Origin of the sequence: Streptomyces sp. NPDC050287, from assembly GCF_044459385.1 — a bacterium.
GTDB lineage: Bacteria > Actinomycetota > Actinomycetes > Streptomycetales > Streptomycetaceae > Streptomyces.
Window position 1 is genome coordinate 346,768 of sequence record NZ_JBITIY010000007.1, and the last position, 17,565, is coordinate 364,332.

General features: G+C 71.1%; 13 protein-coding genes and 1 pseudogene. 10 read left to right on the forward strand and 4 right to left on the reverse strand.

The annotated features are described in order from the left end of the window. Positions 1-55: 55 nt before the first annotated feature. Complete coding sequence (locus ACIBK3_RS26750; RefSeq protein WP_399369491.1) at positions 56-1,819, forward strand: trypsin-like serine protease; 1,764 nt, start codon at positions 56-58, stop codon at positions 1,817-1,819. 387 nt (positions 1,820-2,206) lie between these two features. Next, positions 2,207-3,853 carry a hypothetical protein gene (locus ACIBK3_RS26755; protein WP_399369493.1) on the forward strand — a complete coding sequence of 549 codons (1,647 nt, stop codon included), beginning with the start codon at positions 2,207-2,209 and terminating at the stop codon, positions 3,851-3,853. Positions 3,854-4,220: 367 nt separating this feature from the next. Here ACIBK3_RS26755 and ACIBK3_RS26760 read toward each other — a convergent pair whose 3' ends face one another. After that, positions 4,221-4,469: a hypothetical protein gene (locus ACIBK3_RS26760; protein WP_399369494.1), complete on the reverse strand. Its 249-nt coding sequence runs from the start codon at positions 4,467-4,469 to the stop codon at positions 4,221-4,223. Between the two features lie 71 nt (positions 4,470-4,540). Between ACIBK3_RS26760 and ACIBK3_RS26765 the strand changes: the two are divergent. Further along, a pseudogene (locus ACIBK3_RS26765) lies at positions 4,541-5,011 on the forward strand (NAD(P)/FAD-dependent oxidoreductase); the annotation flags it as partial. A gap of 300 nt (positions 5,012-5,311) precedes the next feature. Here the strand turns inward: ACIBK3_RS26765 and ACIBK3_RS26770 are convergent. Next, positions 5,312-5,962, reverse strand: coding sequence for an alpha/beta fold hydrolase (locus ACIBK3_RS26770; protein ID WP_399369496.1), 651 nt, complete (start codon positions 5,960-5,962; stop codon positions 5,312-5,314). A gap of 81 nt (positions 5,963-6,043) precedes the next feature. Between ACIBK3_RS26770 and ACIBK3_RS26775 the strand changes: the two genes are divergently transcribed. The 7 genes from ACIBK3_RS26775 (at position 6,044) to ACIBK3_RS26805 (ending at position 13,179) form a co-directional block, all read left to right on the forward strand. Further along, positions 6,044-6,766, forward strand: coding sequence for a GntR family transcriptional regulator (locus ACIBK3_RS26775; protein WP_399369498.1), 723 nt, complete (start codon positions 6,044-6,046; stop codon positions 6,764-6,766). After that, a complete protein-coding gene (locus ACIBK3_RS26780) occupies positions 6,763-8,334 on the forward strand; it encodes an ABC transporter ATP-binding protein (protein WP_399369500.1) in 1,572 nt (523 codons plus the stop codon). Before ACIBK3_RS26775 ends, ACIBK3_RS26780 begins: the two co-directional genes overlap by 4 nt. Next, complete coding sequence (locus ACIBK3_RS26785) at positions 8,331-9,386, forward strand: ABC transporter permease (protein ID WP_399369502.1); 1,056 nt, start codon at positions 8,331-8,333, stop codon at positions 9,384-9,386. Before ACIBK3_RS26780 ends, ACIBK3_RS26785 begins: the two co-directional genes overlap by 4 nt. Then, entirely contained in the window at positions 9,383-10,294 is a 912-nt protein-coding gene (locus tag ACIBK3_RS26790) for an ABC transporter permease (RefSeq protein WP_399369504.1), read from the forward strand. Before ACIBK3_RS26785 ends, ACIBK3_RS26790 begins: the two co-directional genes overlap by 4 nt. A 322-nt stretch (positions 10,295-10,616) precedes the next feature. Beyond that, complete coding sequence (locus ACIBK3_RS26795; protein ID WP_399369506.1) at positions 10,617-11,762, forward strand: BMP family ABC transporter substrate-binding protein; 1,146 nt, start codon at positions 10,617-10,619, stop codon at positions 11,760-11,762. Further along, the gene (locus ACIBK3_RS26800; protein WP_399369508.1) at positions 11,759-12,460 is read left to right on the forward strand and encodes an isochorismatase family protein; all 702 of its coding nucleotides are present in this window, start codon (positions 11,759-11,761) and stop codon (positions 12,458-12,460) included. The genes ACIBK3_RS26795 and ACIBK3_RS26800 overlap by 4 nt, the downstream gene beginning before the upstream one ends. After that, positions 12,457-13,179 (forward strand): cysteine hydrolase family protein, encoded by a 723-nt coding sequence (locus tag ACIBK3_RS26805; protein WP_399369509.1) that lies wholly within the window; start codon positions 12,457-12,459, stop codon positions 13,177-13,179. Before ACIBK3_RS26800 ends, ACIBK3_RS26805 begins: the two co-directional genes overlap by 4 nt. A gap of 89 nt (positions 13,180-13,268) precedes the next feature. Here ACIBK3_RS26805 and ACIBK3_RS26810 read toward each other — a convergent pair whose 3' ends face one another. Beyond that, positions 13,269-15,929, reverse strand: a complete 2,661-nt coding sequence (locus ACIBK3_RS26810) for an RICIN domain-containing protein (protein WP_399369511.1) — start codon at positions 15,927-15,929, stop codon at positions 13,269-13,271. A gap of 207 nt (positions 15,930-16,136) precedes the next feature. Then, on the reverse strand, positions 16,137-17,558 hold the full coding sequence (locus tag ACIBK3_RS26815; RefSeq protein WP_399369513.1) for a DHA2 family efflux MFS transporter permease subunit: 1,422 nt from the start codon (positions 17,556-17,558) through the stop codon (positions 16,137-16,139). Between the last annotated feature and the right edge of the window lie 7 nt (positions 17,559-17,565).

Genomic DNA, 17,565 nt, shown 5'->3' on the forward strand with positions numbered 1-17,565 from the left:
GGCCAACGGGGGCGTAAGACGCAGGCGACGGGCGCGGAGAGTCGTTCCTGCCGCCGTGGCGCTTGCCGCCGCCCTCGCCGGCGCCCTCACCGTGGCGTCCGCCCACGCTTCCCCCGCTCCCGCCGCCGCTCCCTCGGCGGCGAGGGCGACAGTCCATTCACAGGCCCAGCTGACGGCCCGTGTGAAGGGCGCGCTGCGGACCGACCGGGCCTCGCAGACGCGGTCCAAGAGGTCCGCGACCACCGCGACGCCGAGCGCCACGTCCTCGGCCTCCTCCCCGTCCACCGTCGACCCGAAGATCATCGGTGGCACGGAGACCACGATCGCCAAGGCTCCGTGGATGGCGCAGCTCTGGTACTACGACGACAAGGGCACCACCGACACCACGGACGACATCGGCTTCTTCTGCGGTGGCTCGGTCGTGTCGCCGACGAAGATCCTCACCGCCGCGCACTGCGTCAAGGGCTACGACTGGTACGCCAACGGCGTCATCGTCACCGGCACCGCCCAACTGCCCACCGACAACAGCGACGGCTCGGTCGACTGGCACGGCGGCACCGCCACCGGCGTATGGCGGCAGTGGAACCACCCGTCGTTCAACACGACCACGATCGACAACGACATCGCGGTCCTGACGCTGCCGAACCCGGTCAGCGCCAAGCCCATCAACATCACCACGTCGAACGACACCGCCTCCTACACGGCGGGCACCGACGCCACCCTGTACGGCTGGGGCCGCACCAGCTCCACCAGCGACGACATATCGCAGACGCTGCGCACCGCGACCCTGCCCATGGTCTCGGACGCCACCTGCTCCAGCACCTACGGGACCGACTTCGTCGCGGGCCACATGGTCTGCGCGGGCACCCCGGCCACCGGCTCGGACAGCGGCACCGTCACCGCCTGCAACGGCGATTCGGGCGGGCCGCTGATCGTCGGCGGCAAGATCGTCGGCGTGGTCTCCTGGGGCGTCGAGGACTGCGTGGCCTCCGGCGCGTACAGCGTCTTCACGAAGGTGAACGCGTTCGTCGGCGCGACCTACCCGCGTATCGACGACACCAACCTGAGCGGTGACGCCAGGGCCGACCTGTTCACGCGCCGCGCGTCCGACAACACCGGCTTCGAGTACGACTCCAAGGGCACGTCCTTCGCCACGCGGATCTCCTGGGGCACCTACAGCGACAAGAACGTCGTCCTCCAGACCGACCTCAACCGGGACGGCTACCAGGACCAGATCATCCGCCGCGCCTCCACCGGCGCCGTCTACTGGCGGCACTACATCCCGGCGAGCGACAGCTGGGCCACCACCCTGGCCTTCGGCAACTGGTCCACCCGTACGAAGACCGTCGCACCCGGCGATGTCACCGGCGACGCCCTGCCCGACCTGCTGTCGGTGACGGCGAGCGGGATCCTCTACATCTACCCGGGCCTGGGCAACGGCTCCTTCGGCTCGCCGGCCGCGGTCGGCAGCGGCTGGAACCAGTACAACGTGCTGCTCGGCCACGGCGACTTCACCGGGGACGGCAAGGCCGACCTGATCGCCCGCAGCAGCAGCAACTCCTACGTCTACCTCTACCCGGGCACCGGCAAGTCCGGTTCGGGGGCGTTCGGCGCCCGGATCCAGGTCCGTACGTGGGGCCAGTACAACGCCTTCGACGCCGTCGGCGACATCACCGGGGACGGCAGGGCCGACCTCGTCGCCCGCACCGCGGCCGGCACGCTCTACCTGTACCCGGGTACGGGCAAGGCCACGTCCGACATCTTCGGCACCCCGGTGACGATCGGCACCGGCTGGCAGCAGTACAACCTCTTCGGCTGACGGCCGGACCGTCGCTGAACGGCCCCCGGCGAGTCCATGGGACACGCCGGGGGCCGCGTCACACCTGCCGGTCGGGGGCCGGACGCGCGTGACGCGGCTTGAGAGCGGTCGACGACCCGTCCGCGTCGGTCAGGCCTGGGAGTCGGTGAGGGCGCCGGCGAGGTCGTCGACGAAGGCGCCGAACGAGGAGGGTGCCGTCGAGTCACGGTCGCCTCGGCGACGAAGTCGCCGTCGAAGCGTTCCTGTTGGCCGGGATCAGACCTTCCTTATCGGGCAACACCGCGCAATGTTCACGGATCATCAATCGAACTGACACCAATCCAGCCACCCTGGGTCGGCGGCTGTGCCTTGACTATGTGTTCTCGCTCATCTGGAAGGTGATCGCACATGGCCAAGAAGAGACGCAGCAGCGTTGTCGCAACAGCGGTGGCGACGAGTGTGATCGGTGTCGGCCTCGCACTGTCCCCCGGTGCCGCCGACGCCAGCGGCGGCGTGGCCGCCTGGTCGTCGGTGCCGGCTGTCACCGACACGCGCGGCGTGACCGCATCGAACGTCCTGTCGCCCGGGCTCACCGAGCACCCCGTCGCGCAGGGCTCCCTGAAGCTGGACAACCCGACCGACCAGGTCCCGTACTACGGATACCTCGGCGACGGCACGCTGCTGCCCGACCCCGGCATCAAGCAGGCTCCGGGCGTGAAGATCGAGGCAAGCAAGACCGAGCCCGACAAGAACACCTACCTGAAGCTGCACGGTCTGCACGGCGCCGACCCGTCGTACCCGTACGGCACGCACTTCCTCTTCCAGGGCCACGAGGGCGGCGAGGCCGGGTACATCACCCGCGTCAACCTCGACGCCGACCAGGCGCACCGGGTGACGCTGCTGGCCACCAAGCAGGCCGACGGCACGGGCCTTCCCGCCATCGACGGCTCCACCTGGGACCCCTGGGCCAAGCGGCTGCTGTTCACCTCCGAGGAGGGCGCCGAGGGCGCCGTGTTCCAGGCCACCCCGGACATCAACTCGCAGGTCCAGGACATCTCCTCCGTCACCGGACGGGCCGGCTACGAGGGCATCCAGAACGACTCCGCCGGCAACCTGTGGATGATCGAGGACACCGGCGGAGCAACGGTCGCCACCAAGACGAAGGTCCCCAACAGCTTCGTCTACCGGCTGATCCCCTACGACAAGCACGACCTCACCAAGGGCGGCAGGCTCCAGGCGCTGCAGGTGGTCTCCCGCCGCAGCGGTTCGCCCGTCGCGTACCAGGGCGTCGACAGCGCGCATCCCACCGGCGGAGCGTTCACCGACGACGAGAAGGACCTGACCAACTACGGTCCGGCCCTGAGCACCCACTGGGTGACGATCCACGACACCAAGTCCGACACCAGTGGCAAGGCGTTCGACGCCAACGCCCTGGCGAAGGCGGCCAAGGCGACCCCGTTCAAGCGTCCGGAGAACGGCCAGTTCCGCCCCGGTACGGACTTCCGCGAGTTCTACTTCGACGCCACCGGCGACACCAACACCACCAGCACGGCCAATGACGGCTACGGCGGCTGGGGCACCCTGTACAAGCTCACGCAGAGCGACCCGCGCTCCGACGACGGCAAGCTCAGCGTCTTCTACACCGGCGACGAGGCGCACACCGGGATCGACAACGTCACCTTCCTCGACCGCACGCATGTCGCCTTCGTCGAGGACGCCAGCGACACCGTCCACACCCAGCGGGGCGCCCTGGACTCCGGGTACGTCTTCGCCACGAATACCGACTACTCGCTCGGCGCACAGCCGGTGCGCTTTCTGGGCGAGGGCCGCGACCCCTCGGCGACCCTGGACAACATGCTGTCCTCGGTGAACGGCGGCATCCAGAACGACGGTGACAACGAGATCACCGGCATCCACGTCTCCGACGGCGACCCGGGCGCGGACGGCATCCTCGGTGCCAAGGTACCGACGCTGTTCTGCGGCGGCTGGCGGCTGTTCTGGACCCAGCAGCACGGCGACAACACCACCTGGGAGATCACCCCCAACGACAAGTAGGGTGCGGCCGGCCGGGCGGGACGGGGGATCCTCGCGTTCCGCCTCGCTCGCCAACCCGACGACGCGCGCCGACGGCCTGCGGGTGCCCTGGCCCGGGTGACGGCCCGGACCGACTCCGCCCGGCTTGTCGAAGTGCGGCACCGACTGGGTGCCGCTCCCTGCGCGGTCTCCGCTGTTTCGGCAGGCGTCCACCGGTGCGCGCAGCGGGCCCTACGGCTCCCGGCGCGGCACCCACGTCGGCGCTCGGCCCGCTGCCCAGCGGGCCGGCCGCCTGCGGCGGTAGGGCGGTACGGATCGTCCTCACCCGTGGACCGGGCGCGTTCGGCCCCCAGCCGCCGCGGGATGACGTCGTCTGACCTGTCGACACTCAGCTCTCGTCCCCTCGGAGCATCTTGTGGGGCTGTCCCGCGGTGAGCAGCAGGACCGCGTTCCGACCGGCGAAGCCGAAAGCGCGGTTGATCCCCGTGCTCTTGGCCGCCGGGCGCGGTTGCCCGGCCACGACGTCGAGTTCGTGGTCGCCGTCCTGCCCCTCGAAGTCGGCGACCTGGGTGACCGCGCTGCTGTTCACCACCGCCAACGCGGCGCTGCTCACCGTGCGGCTGCGGGTGGAGAACAAGGCACTGAAACTGGCCGCTTGACGCAGAGTCCGACGGAACCGGCAACCGCGTTCGAACGAGGAGCACCCCAGTGTCGTACGACACGGACGTACTGATCGTGGGCGGCGGTCCGGCCGGACTCGCCTCGGCTCTGCACGCGGCACGGGCCGGGCTGTCGGTGACGGTGTGCGAGCAGCGGACCGGCGCGGTGGACAAGGCGTGCGGCGAAGGCATCATGCCCGTCGGCGTGGACCGGCTGCGCGCCCTCGGTGTCCACCCCGACGGGGCCGTCCTGACCGGCATCGACTACCTCGACCTGGCCGGCCGTCGCGCCCACGCGCCGTTCACCCGGGGCAGCGGACTGGGCGTGCGCCGCACCGAGTTGCACGACGTTCTGGCCACGGCTGCCAAGGCGGCCGGCGCGGAACTGCTGCACCGCCGGGTCACCACCCTGGAACAGGACGCCGTCTCGGTCATGGCAGGCGGGCTGCGCGCCCGCTGGCTCGTCGCCGCCGACGGCCTGCACTCGCCCCTGCGGCGCCATCTCGGCATCCCCGTGCACCAGACCGGCCCCCGCCGCTTCGGTGTCCGCCGCCACTGGTACGTCCGTCCGTGGACCTCCGCCGTGGAAGTGACCTGGGGGCCGATGGCTGACGCGAAGCCTCATTCTCAGCACCGCCCGGCAACGCCCGCGAGCCCTCCTGGTACCGGCGTGCGAGGCGGTGCCGCCCTTGTTCACAGGGATCGTCAACCAACTGGCCAGGTAGCGGCGCACGGCCCGTGGGGCTGCGAGGGTGCGGACATGTGGGCGAGGGCGTCCACCGGCTGCCGACGTGTCCGGCTACGAGATGCCGTGGACTCGTCAGCTCGGCCGGTGCTGTGGGTCGAGGGCGAGTCTGCGGATGATCGCGGCGAACGCCCGCGGGGCCTCGAGGTGCGCGGCGTGCCCAGTTCCGGGGACGATCTCCACCGGGTAGCCGAAGTTCTGCGCCAGGGCGCGGGCGGCCTCGTGGCGGGCGGGCGGCGAGTGCTCGCCCACGGTGATCAGGACGGGGCCCGCGCCGGGAGCGGGCGCCCTGGGCTCGAAGCGGCGGAACATGTCGAGGTCGCGGCCGACGGCTTCCTGGTCGGGGCCGGCATCGTCGGGCGACCAGCGCGGCCCGTAGAGGGCACGGCCGAAGCCGGGGACCCCCGCTGCGGCGTACGCGTCGATCACCGGGGCGAGGAGGCCGGGGAGCAGCGAGCCCACGGCCGGCTCGTGCAGGACGGCGGCCCGGAACGCGACACCTCGCGCGGCCAGCTCGAGTCCCAGGGTCGCGCCGCCGCTGACCCCCGCCACGACCGCTCCGGCACACAGACCGGTGAGCGCCTCCACCTCGGCGTCGAGGGAGCCGGTCGACGCCCGGTCCGGCGCGACGAGGGGCAGGGCGGCGAGGTCTCCGGCCACCTCGTCCCAGACGCGCGCGGTGGTCGCCGCGCCGTGGATGAGGACGACCGGGTGAGCTGACGGCAATGGCGGCGTAACCCGCGGAGGCTGGTGCGGCAACGCGACACTCCTACTTTCCGCAGTGTGAATGCAGCACGTTATACATCAGTGGATCCAGCCGGTGGCAAGCCCGGACGGGACGAGCAGCGGCGGCGGGTGCCTCCGGCGGAGGTGTACGGGGAACTGCGGTCGCGCCTGATGATGGGCGAGTTCCCCCTGCACACACGGCTCGTCGAGGACCGCATCGCCGCGGAGCTGGGCGTGTCCCGCACTCCGGTGCGCGAGGCGATGCGACGCCTGCTCTCCGACGGGCTGGTCCGTCGCATGGACGGCGCCTACTACGCCGCGATACCCGACCTGGCGGGTCTGCGCGACCTGTACGAGCTGCGCACCACCCTGGAGCTGCGGGGCGTCGCCCGGGCCCTGGAGTCCCCCGCCGTCACCCACGACCCCGCCCTCCTGGAGCCCCTGCGGGACGAGTGGCGGGAGATGTGGCACGACCGTCCCGAGCCGAGTGCCGACTTCGTGGTCATGGACGAGGACTTCCACATCACGCTGCTGCGTTCGGCCGGCAACGACATGCTCACCCAGACCCTTGAGTCCGTGAACGCCCGGATCCGTCCGGTGCGGATGTACGACTACCTCACCGAGGAGCGCATCGAATTGACCATCAGCCAGCATCTCGACGTCGTCGAAGCCGTCCTCGCCGGACGACTCGAGGACGCGGCGCTGAACCTCAGCGGCCACGTCGGCGAATCCCTGGACGTCGTCGAGGAACGCGCGGCCTACGCCCTCACCCAGATGACCCTCAACCGCGGAGGCATCAGATGACCGGACCCCCGATCACCGGCGCGAAGACGCTCGACAGCGGCACCGCCCGTGCCGTACCCCTCATCGAGGTACGGGCAGTCACCAAGACGTTCGGTTCCCTCGTCGCCAACGACCGGGTGCACCTGACGGTGAATCCGGGTGAGGTGCACGCACTGCTCGGCGAGAACGGGGCCGGCAAGAGCACCCTGATGAAGATCCTCTACGGGGTGCAGCGCCCGGACAGCGGCCAGATCCTGCGGGACGGCTCCCCCGTCGAGGTCGGTTCGTCCGCCGCCGCCAGGGATCTCGGCATCGGCATGGTCTTCCAGGACCTGCGCCTCGTACCGGCCCTCACGGTCTGGGAGAACATCGCCCTGCACGTCGGCGGCGGGGTGTTCCTCCGGCGGAAGGACGTGTGCCGGAGGATCGCCGACGCGGCGGGGCGCTACGGACTGGCCGTCGACCCTGCCGCGCGGGTCGCGGACCTCTCCATCGGTGAGTGGCAGCGGGTGGAACTGATCAAGGTCCTGCTGGCGGGCGCCCGCATCCTCATCCTGGACGAGCCCACGAGCGTGCTCACACCGGCCGAGGTCGACGGCCTGTTCACGGTCCTGCGCACCCTGCGTGCCGAAGGGGTCGGCATCGTGCTGATCTCCCACAAGATGCGCGAGGTACGGGCCATCGCCGACCGTGTCACCGTGCTCCGCGCGGGGAAAATGGTCGTCGACGGCATTCACGCCTCCTCGATCGGGGACGCCGACCTGGTCACCGCGATGGTCGGCGAGAACGTGGAGAGCGCGCGCAACGCCAACGACGACACCGCCCGCGGCGGGACGGTCCTCGAACTGCGCGGGGCGCGGCTGGCCGCGGACGGCGGCGGGCACGGACTGCGCGGCGCCGACCTGACGGTCCTGGCCGGCGAGATCCTCGGCGTGGCCGGTGTCGCCGGCAACGGCCAGCGTGAACTGGCCGATCTGATCACCGGCGCCTCCTCCCCCGACGGCGGGGAAGTCCTCCTCGACGGGCGGCGGATCAATGGTCTGAGCCCGGGGGAGTGCCGCGCCCTCGGTGTGGTCCCCGTCGTCGGCGACGCGACACGGGAGTTCGTGGTGCCCGGCCTGACCATCGCGGAGCACGCGGCACTGTGGTCGCACGCCACAACGAAAGGCGGCTTCGACGCGCGTTCCGCGGCGCGGTGGCTGCGTGCGGCGGACGACGAGGTGGGGCTCTCCATCGCCGACCCGTCCCGGCGCCTCGACCAGCTCTCCGGCGGCAACGTCCAGCGGGTGATGCTCACCCTGGCGCTGGGCTCCCCGGCCCGGTTGCTGGTCGTCTCGTATCCCACCCGCGGTCTCGACGTGCTCACGACCGAGACCACCCGACGGTTGCTGTTGCGGGCCAGGGACGCCGGCACCGCCGTCGTCCTGATCAGTGAGGACCTCGACGAACTGCTGCATCTCTCCGACCGGATCGCCGTCCTGGCCCACGGGCGGGTGGCCGGCGTCGTCGCCGGGGCGGACACGGACCGGCAGCACCTGGGCCGTCTGATGACCGGCCACGCCCACGAGTCCGTGGAGGAGGCCGCGTGAGCGCCACGGGATCCGCCACGCCCTCGCTGCCGCGCAGGTTCCGGGTCACCCGCTACGGACTGTTGCTCCTCGCGGGTTACGCCGTCTCGGTGGCGGTCTTCGGCCTGGTGGCCGCGGGGAAGGGAGCGGACCCCCTCAGCGTGTACCGGACCACCCTCCTCACCCTCGTCGACCGCGGCACGCTCGAACAGTCGCTGGTGCGCGCGGTGCCGATCGCGCTGGCCGCCCTCGCGGTCGCCGTCCCCGCGCGGGCGGGCCTGGTCAACGTCGGCGGTGAGGGCCAGCTGATCGTCGGTGCCGTGGCGGCCACCGGCGTGGGCGTCACCATCGGGGCGCGGGTGCCGGGACCGGTCAGCTGGCTGGCGATGTGCGGGGCCGGGGCCGCGGCGGGAGCGCTGTGGGCGGGCCTGTCCGGCGTCCTGCGGACCCGGCTCGGCGCGAGCGAGGCCGTCACGACGCTCCTGCTCAACTTCGTGGCCGCCGACCTGATGCTGTATCTGATCTACCAGCCGTGGAAGGACCCGAACGGCTCGGGCCAGCCGCAGAGCCGCCCCCTGCCCCACGCCGCCGAGCTGCCGAGGATGTCCGGCAGCCAGCTGGGCATCGGAGTCCTCATCGCGGTGGCGGCGGTCGCCGTCGCCTGGTTCCTGCTGCAACGCACCGCCTGGGGGTTCAGGCTGCGTGCGGTGGGCGGGAACCAGGAGGCCGCCCGCCGCAGCGGGCTGCGCGTCGATCGTCTCCTGCTGTCGTCGATGCTGGTCGGCGGAGCCTTCGCGGGACTCGGCGGTGCGCTCAACCTGGCCGGCGTGGAGACGATGCTGCGTCCGGACATCACCCTCGGCTTCGGGTACGTCGCCTTCCTCGCGAGTTTCCTGGGCCGCGGCCACCCGGTGAAGGCCGTCGGCGCGGCGGCGTTGTTCAGCGCCATCGCCCTCAGCGGCAACGGGCTGCAGATCACCGACGGACTCGACGGGGCCATCGTCAACGTGCTGCTCGCGCTCGTCGTGGCGGTGCCGCTCGTCATCGCCAAGTACAGGAGGCAGGGTCCGTGAACGGCATCGAAGAGACACTCATCGGCGGGATCGAGGGCGGGACCGCGATCCTGCTGCCCGCCATCGGAGAACTCGTCGGCGAGCGGGCAGGCGTCGTCAACCTGGGCATGGAGGGCTGCATGCTGGCCGGTGCGCTCGGGTCCTTCGCGGTGGCACTCCACACCGGAAGTCCGTGGGCCGGGGTCGCGGCGGGAGTGATCCTCGGCGGTGTCGCCGCCTCGCTGCACGCCTGGCTCGTGGTCGGGCGCCGGGCCGACCAGCTGGCCAGCGGACTGCTGCTGTGGTTCCTCGCGCTCGGCCTGACCTCCGTGTTCGGCACCGACTACATCAGCGCGGCCGTCACCCCGCTGCAGAAGACCGCCGTACCCGGCCTCTCCTCGATCCCCTGGATCGGGCCGGTCCTGTTCGACCACAGTCCGCTCGTCTACGTCGGCTACGTCCTCACGGCGGTGACGTGGCTGGTGTTCCACCGCACGCGGGCGGGGCTGGTTCTGCGCGCGACCGGAGAACGGCCGGAGGTCGTGGCCGCGGCCGGTGGACGGCCCCGGCTCGTGCAGAGTGCGGCCGTCGTCGTGGGCGGTGCCCTGGGCGGTCTCGGTGGCGCGCAACTGTCCGTCGCCTACGTCGGCAACTGGTTCGACGACATGACGAGCGGTTACGGCTTCGTGGCGGTCGCGGTCGTGCTCTTCGCGTCCTGGCGGCCGGTGCGGGTGCTGTTCGGGGCGTACCTCTTCGGCGTCGTACTCGCTGCCGCGTCCGTGCTGCAGGCCCACGGGGTGAGCGTGAACCAGTACCTGCTCGACGCCCTCCCGTACCTGGTCACTCTCCTCGCGCTCGCCGCCTTCGCCCGACGCGGCAGGGCCGACGCACCGGAGGAACTTGCCCGGGCGCTCAACCGCACCGCGTAGCCGGGCCGCCGTCCGTCCCCGACCACACCCCTGTGCAGGTCCGGAAACGGGCAGTTAACGGGGTGAGCGCCTGGAAGCAATGACGCCCCCCTACGTTCCTCGCACTGGATCCAGCCGCATATACAGCCACATATCCAGCCGCGTATCCATCCGCGTATCCACCCGCACATCCAGCCGCGCTTCCGGATCTGTATCCGATCTTGCTCTCGGATGGTTGCCCTTTTCCCGGAACGGCCCCCGGACCCCGCGCCGACGCCGTACCCGGCCGGTGAACACCTCGGTCATCCGCCCTACCTGCTTCCCGTCCCCGGAAAGGACTCCCATGCCCGCACGAAGACTGACCCCGCGTCCGGCCGCCCTCACGGCCGTCGCCGTCGCCGCCCTGCTGTCCGCCACCGCCTGCTCCAACACCGCCCCGTCCGTGAGCAGCGGTTCCAAGAAGACCGTCGTCGGCTTCGTCATGGTCGGCTCGCGCGGCGACTACGGCTACAACCAGGCCGTGTACGCGGGCAGTCAGAAGCTGGCCAAGAGCCTGCCGGACGTGCAGGTGGTCACCGCCGACAACGTCCCGGAGAGCAACTCGGTGACCCAGGCCATGCAGTCGATGGTGGACAAGGGCGCCAAGGTCATCTTCGCCACCAGCTACGGCTACTTCCCGTACGCCGAGAAGTTCGCCAAGGCGCACCCGGGCGTCGTGGTCGTGCACCAGGGCGGCTTCGAGAAGGGGACGTTCCCCGCGAACTTCGGCACCTACTGGGGCGAGGCCTTCGAACCCGTCTCCCTCGGCGGCATGGCGGCGGGCGGAACCACCAAGACCGGCAAGCTCGGCTACGTCTACGCCTTCCCGATCAGCCAGACCATCGCCAACATCGACGCCTTCGAACTCGGTGCCCAGCAGGTGAACCCGAAGGCGAAGACGTACCTGGTCAACACGTCGAATTGGTGCGACCCGCTCAAGCAGAAGGAAGCGGCCAGCGCCCTCATCTCGCAGGGTGTCGACGTACTGACACAGCACCAGGACTGCCAGACCACCGTGATCCAGGCCGCCAAGGCCGCCGGCAAGAAGGTGGTCGGGTACCACTACGACGCCAAGTCCCTCGACCCGGACGGCTGGCTCACCGGTTCCACCTGGGACTGGGCCCCGGTGTACGAGGCGATCACCAAGAGCGCGCTCGACGGAACCTTCAAGGGCGGCAAGTACAACGCCAACTGGGTGGGCACCTTCGCGCAGAAGAACAATCCGCTGACCCTGGCCTCGTTCGGTACCTCGGTGCCGTCCGACCTGCAGAGCAAGATCAAGTCCGCGCAGCAGGCGCTCCAGCAGCCGGACACCTCCGTGTTCAAGGGCCCCGTCCAGTGCCAGGACGGCAGCCTGCTCTTCAAGAAGGGGGAGGTCCCGACGTACGACCAGATCAACAGCATCGACTGTCTGGTCAAGGGTGTCGTCGGCAGTCTGCCGAAGTCATGAGCCACAGCCCGCGGCACGTAGCGGGAACAAGGCCCTATCCGTGGCCGTGGTGCGGACGCCTTGAGCCTTCGCGTCTCGCCCTGCTCGTCGTCACGGCCCCCGACCGGCCGGCCGGGGGGCCGGCCGGAGGGCGCCGCGAGGCACCTGACTCCGGCGACCCGGTGGGGTCGGCCGGGCCGGCCGGGCCGGCCGGGCTGGAGGGGGCGACCGGTGCGATCGAGGCGTCCGCGGCCGCGCTGCGCGGGCTCGGTGTCACGGTGGCCGAGATCCGCACCCGCCCTCCGCTGGCCCGGCGGCTGTCAAAACCGGCCGATGCCGCGGCCGGCACCACAAGGGCGGTGAGCCCGTGGTCGCCGGACCTGGTCGTCAGCCCGCTCGGGTGGGACGGCTTCCACGGGACTCCGCTCGACAGCCGGCTGCGCGCCGACGGCCGCGACCAGTTGCTGCTCGCCGGCTGGTGGCTCGAGACGTCGGTCCACAGCACGCTGCGCTCGGCGAACGACCGCGGTTACGAATGCCTGCTGGCGACCGATCTGGTCGTCGCCCTGGACCCGGGCACGGCGCGTGGCGCGATCTCGTCGGTGCTGATGTCCGGCGGCATCTTCGGTGGCGTCGGACGTGCCGCCGACGTCGTCACCGCCCTTCGCCAGGCCCACGGCGACACCTCCAGCACGGATGACAAGGAGTTCACCTCATGAGCGGTACCGCCCTTCCCGACACCGCTGAGTTCGGTCCGGTCGCGGCCGAGCCCTACGCATGGCCGTACGACAGCACCTTCCGCGCCGCCGACACCGCGCTGATCTGCATCGACTGGCAGGTCGACTTCTGCGGTCCCGGGGGTTACGTCGACGCCATGGGCTACGACCTGGAGCTGACCCGGTCCGGGCTGAAGCCCACCGCCGAGGTCCTCGCGGCGGCGCGGGCGGCGGGCATGCTCGTCATCCACACCCGCGAAGGTCACCGGCCGGACCTCAGCGACTGTCCGCCGAACAAACTCTGGCGCTCACAGCGCATCGGCGCCGGCATCGGTACCGCGGGCCCGTGCGGCCGCATCCTGGTCCGCGGCGAACCGGGATGGCAGATCGTGCCCGAGGTCGCGCCGCTGGACGGCGAACTCGTCGTCGACAAGCCCGGAAAGGGCGCCTTCTACGCCACCGACCTGGACCTGCTGCTGCGCACGCACGGCATAAGCAACATCATCCTCACCGGGATCACCACCGATGTGTGCGTGCACACCACCATGCGCGAGGCCAACGACCGCGGTTACGAGTGTCTGCTGCTGACCGACTGCACCGGCGCCACGGATCCCGCCAACTACGCCGCCGCGCTCCACATGGTCACCATGCAGGGCGGGGTCTTCGGCGCCATCGCCCCCTCCTCGGCGCTGCTGGCCGTACTGCCCTCCGCGACTTCGTGACGAACGGGCGGTGCTGTTCACTGCTGCCGGCCCCTCGCCATGGCGGGGCCGCAGGCCGTTGTGCCCGCGGCCCCGCTCGGGCGTTCGGGTCAGGACGGGTCGCCGTACTGGAGACCGCGTCCGTTGGTGCCGACATAGACGCGGCCATAGGTGTCGGGGTCGCCGGTGATGACGCCGGTGCCGCCGATGCTGCCCCACTGGTGGGCGTCGTCGTTGACGCGGAGCCAGGTGGCGCCCTTGTCGGTGGAGCGGAAGACGCCGGTGACGTCCTTGACGGTGCCGATCAGGTACAGGGCCTGGTAGGCGGCGCCCGGCGCGGCCTTGCCGAAGCCGAGGGCGGAGGCGGACTTCACCGTGGTGAGCGTGGTGAAGGTGCGGCCGCCGTCGGTGGAGTGCAGCAGCCCCTTGGCGCCGCCGGCGATCCACAGGTCCCCGGCGATGCCGGGGACGGCCGTGAGCCGGCCGGCGGGCAGGCCGGTGGCGCGGGCGGTGAAGGTCGCGCCGCCGTCGGTGCCGGCGTAAAGAGTGCCGCCGGCCAGTGAGTAGAAGGTCCTGGCCGAGGAGCGGTCGGCGACGACAACCGCGCCGGTGCCCAGGCCGCCGACCCGCGACCAGCTCGTCCCCTTGTCGGTCGAGCGGTACGGGGCCTGGCCGTCCTCGGTCCAGACGATGGCGGAACCGTCCGCCGCGAGCGCGACATGGCCGCTGTCGGCGCTGCCCACCGGCTCCGACTTGAAGCCGTTCCAGCTGCTGCCGCCGTCGGTGGAGAAGGCGCCGTCCTGCGCGCCGCCACGGCCGACGCGGACCATCGCCGAGGGGTTGGACTGGGCGAAATCGATGTCGGTGCTGGTGACCATCATCGGGTTCTTCAGCCGCCCGGCGGGCACCTTGGTCAGGGAGCTGGAGGAGCTGTAGCGGAAACCGCCCAGGTCACCCATGGAGGAGATGACGGTGGCACCGCCGGGCGGGGCGACCGCGTCCTGCACCGCGGTCTCCTCCAGCCCTCGGGCCGCCACGGTCCAGTGACTGGTGCCGCCGCTGTCGGAGGCGTTCGCGTCCTTGCTGCCCCAGATGCCGCTGCCGGTGCCATACAGCACGTGCCCGGAGGCGAAGGGGTCGATGGCCAGGGCGGTCATCCAGTGCCCGATGCCGGTACCGACGTAAGGAGCGGCGGAGGCGTCCCGCTCCGACTTGTCGGCCAGTGCCTTCCAGTTCGCGCCGCCGTCGGTGCTCCGGTACAGCTCGTCCTGGGGCCACCAGCGGTCGAGGGTCGTGACCATCACCGTCGACGGGTGCTGCGGGTCGACGGCCAGCCCGGAGAACCCGTAACTGCCCTGGGACGGCGAGACGTTCTTCCACGCCCCGCCGGCCGGCGTGTACTTCCACACCGAGCCCGCAGTTACGCCGTTGGGTCCGAGGGCGTTGGTGTACGTCAGGTACAGCGAGCCGTCACCGGAGAGCACGCCGTGCTGCGGCATCTGGCCGGTGGGCTGCCCGGAGACGGCCTGCCAGGTGCTTCCGCCGTCGGTGGAGCGGTAGAGGGAGCGGGACTTGTCGGCGACGCCGACATAGACCGTCTTGCTTCCGGCCGGGCCGTACGTCACGAAGGAGATGCCCGCGCCGCTGCTCGCCCCGTCCTTGACCGGGAACGAGGAGACCTGGCTCCATGTCACGCCGTAGTCGGTGCTGCGCCACAGGCCGTTCTTCCTGGTGCCCAGCAGCAGGGTGTCGTGGTGCGCGGGGTCGATCACGAGCCGTTCGCCCGCCCCACGGCCGTCCTCGTTGCCGCCCAGCTTGAACGGCAGAGCGGTGCGCTTGAAGGTGCGGCCCCGGTCCGTGGAGCGCAGCAACTCGGCGTTGCCCGCCCAGTCGTTGGTGTAGGTGCCCGCCCCGATGTAGAGCCGGTCGGGGTCGACGGGGTCGGTGGCCAGCGAGTCGATGCCCAGCAGATTCCAGTCCTTCTCGCCGAACCGGTCGGTCAGCGGGACCCATTGCTCGGCCGCGACGTCCCAGCGGTAGGCGCCGCCCATGTCGGTGCGCGCGTACAGCAGGCCCTTCTCGCTCGGGTTGAACACCAGCCCGTCGACGTAACCGCCGCCCACCACCTGGGCGTTGTTCCACACATACGGTCCGGCCGCGGCCGTGGTCTGCGTCCCGCCGGTCCCGGTCACCTGGGTCCCGGCCGTTTTCACCAGCTTCCACTGCTGGTTGGTGCCGCCCCTGCCGGGATACTGGATGACTGCCGCGCCGTCGGCGGTGGACCCTCCGGAGACGTCCAGGACCTGGCCGCTCCTGCGCGAGGTGAAGGTGACGGCGTCGGACCCGCTCACGTCGTCGATCCGCCACTCCTGGGAGGCGGAGGAGCTGTCGGTCTGCTGCTCGGCGGCGGCCGCCCGGGCGGCCGAACCGCCCGCGATGCCCAGCACCTTGCCGCTGTTGCGGTTCACCAGCTCGTAGTAGCCGTCCCCGGTGGGTCTCAGCTTCCACTGCTGGTTGGCGGTGTTCTGGTCGGTCCACTGCTGGATGCGGGTGCCGTCCGCGGTGGAGAAGGCGTTGACGTCCATCACCTTGCCGCTGCGTACGGAAACCAGCCGGTAGTAGGCGTTGCCGTCGACGGTCGCGGCCTGCGAGTCCTGCTGCGTGAACAGGAAGTACGGCACGACGATGGCGGGCACGCCGAGCAGCAGACCGGTCGCGGTCCAGCGACGGCGGTGACGCCCGCGGCTCCCGCCGTTCGGGGGGTTCTTCATGGGGGAGGTGTGCTCCTTGCGTGCCGTTCACCGGAGGAAAACCGGATCCGGCCGGACTGGCCGGATCCGACTCCTTGTGGTCACAGGCCACGCAAAGGGTTGCCTTGAGCCGGAAACTTCTTGAGGGGACACCGCTCCCGAAGTGGACGGGACACACCCGAACACCAGCCGCCGACCCGGGGGTTGGGCGAGGGGACCGGTGGCGGGTCACCCGGTGCTGTCCGCCGTCGCGCGCGGCGGGTCGGGGTTGAGCTGGGCGGCGACGCGTTCCGCGGTGGCGGCGGCCCAGCGGCCGGAGGTGACGGTGCCCAGTACCAGGATGGCCGCCCCGCATCCCGTGATGATCCACCAGGCCGTGGGCCGCGCGCCGGAGGCGACCGCGGCGCCGACCACCGCGATGCCGAGGGAGGATCCGACCTGACGGCTGGTCGCGGCCACCGCGGCGGCGACGCCGGCCTGGGCGCGCGGCATGCCGGACACCGCCGTGTAGGTGATCGGCGCGTTGACGAAGCCGAAGCCGAGCCCGAACAGCGCGTACGTGACGTACAGCAGGAGGTCCGAGGGGTGGGCGGTGCGGGTGACGGCGACGGCCAGTACACCGCTGGCGGCGATGCCGGCCCCCGCGAGCAGCAGGGGAATCCGCGGACCGCGGCTGCCCACGATCCGCCCGGACAGCGGCGGGCACACCAGGGACAGCGCCGCCATCGGCAGCAGATGCAGCCCGGTGTCCAGGGCGCTCAGCCCCACCTCCCGTTGCAGGTAGAGGGCGTTGGCGAACAGGAAGCCGCCGAGCGCGCCGAAGGCGAAGACCGCTGTGGCGGTGGCCCCGCTGAACGGCGCGCTGCGGAAGAGCCGCGGCTCGATCAGCGGTTCGGCGCGCCGGTTCTCGTACGGTACGAAGGCGGCCAGCGCGCAAGCCGCCACGATCAGGCAGACCACGATCGGCGGCGCGGTCCAGCCCTCGCCGGGTGCCTCGATGATGGCGTACGTCAGCGCGCCGAGCAGGACGATCACCAGCAACTGGCCCACGGGGTCGGCGCGTCGGGCCGTCGGCGCGCGGGACTCCGGGACGAACAGCGCGGCGAGCGTCAGCGCGGCCAGCCCGATCGGTACGTTCAGCCAGAACACCGACCGCCAGCCGGCCGACTCCACCAGGAGCCCGCCCAGAACCGGCCCGGCCGCCATGCTCAGGCCGACCACTCCGCCCCAGACGCCGATGGCCCGGGCGCGCTCCCGTGGTGCGGTGAAGGTGTTGGCGAGGATGGCCATGGCGACGGGGGTGAGCATGCTGCCGCCCATCGCCTGCACCACACGGAAGACGACCAGCCATCCCGTCGTGGGCGCCAGACTGCACAGGGCCGACCCACCGGTGAACAGCACGAGACCGAGCTGGAAGACGCGCCGCCGTCCGACGCGGTCGGCGGTGGCACCGGCCAGGGTCAGCAGTGAGGCCAGGACGATGGTGTACGCGTCGAGCGTCCACTGCAGGCCGGAGACGGACGAGTTCAGGGACCGCTGCATCGAGGGGAGCGCGACGTTGAGGATGGTGACGTCGAGACTGACCATCAGCACACTCAGGCAGCAGACGGCCAGGACGGGAGCGCGCCGCCCCCGTACGGGATCGGGCATATGGGCT

Bases quoted from the DNA above. Each gene is read 5' to 3' on its own strand.
- ACIBK3_RS26755 (WP_399369493.1), top strand. From the start codon at position 2,207: ATGGCCAAGAAGAGACGCAGCAGCGTTGTCGCAACAGCGGTGGCGACG.
- ACIBK3_RS26780 (WP_399369500.1), top strand. From the start codon at position 6,763: ATGACCGGACCCCCGATCACCGGCGCGAAGACGCTCGACAGCGGCACC.
- ACIBK3_RS26795 (WP_399369506.1), top strand. From the start codon at position 10,617: ATGCCCGCACGAAGACTGACCCCGCGTCCGGCCGCCCTCACGGCCGTC.
- ACIBK3_RS26800 (WP_399369508.1), top strand. From the start codon at position 11,759: ATGAGCCACAGCCCGCGGCACGTAGCGGGAACAAGGCCCTATCCGTGG.
- ACIBK3_RS26805 (WP_399369509.1), top strand. From the start codon at position 12,457: ATGAGCGGTACCGCCCTTCCCGACACCGCTGAGTTCGGTCCGGTCGCG.
- ACIBK3_RS26810 (WP_399369511.1), bottom strand. From the start codon at position 15,929: ATGAAGAACCCCCCGAACGGCGGGAGCCGCGGGCGTCACCGCCGTCGC.
- ACIBK3_RS26815 (WP_399369513.1), bottom strand. From the start codon at position 17,558: ATGCCCGATCCCGTACGGGGGCGGCGCGCTCCCGTCCTGGCCGTCTGC.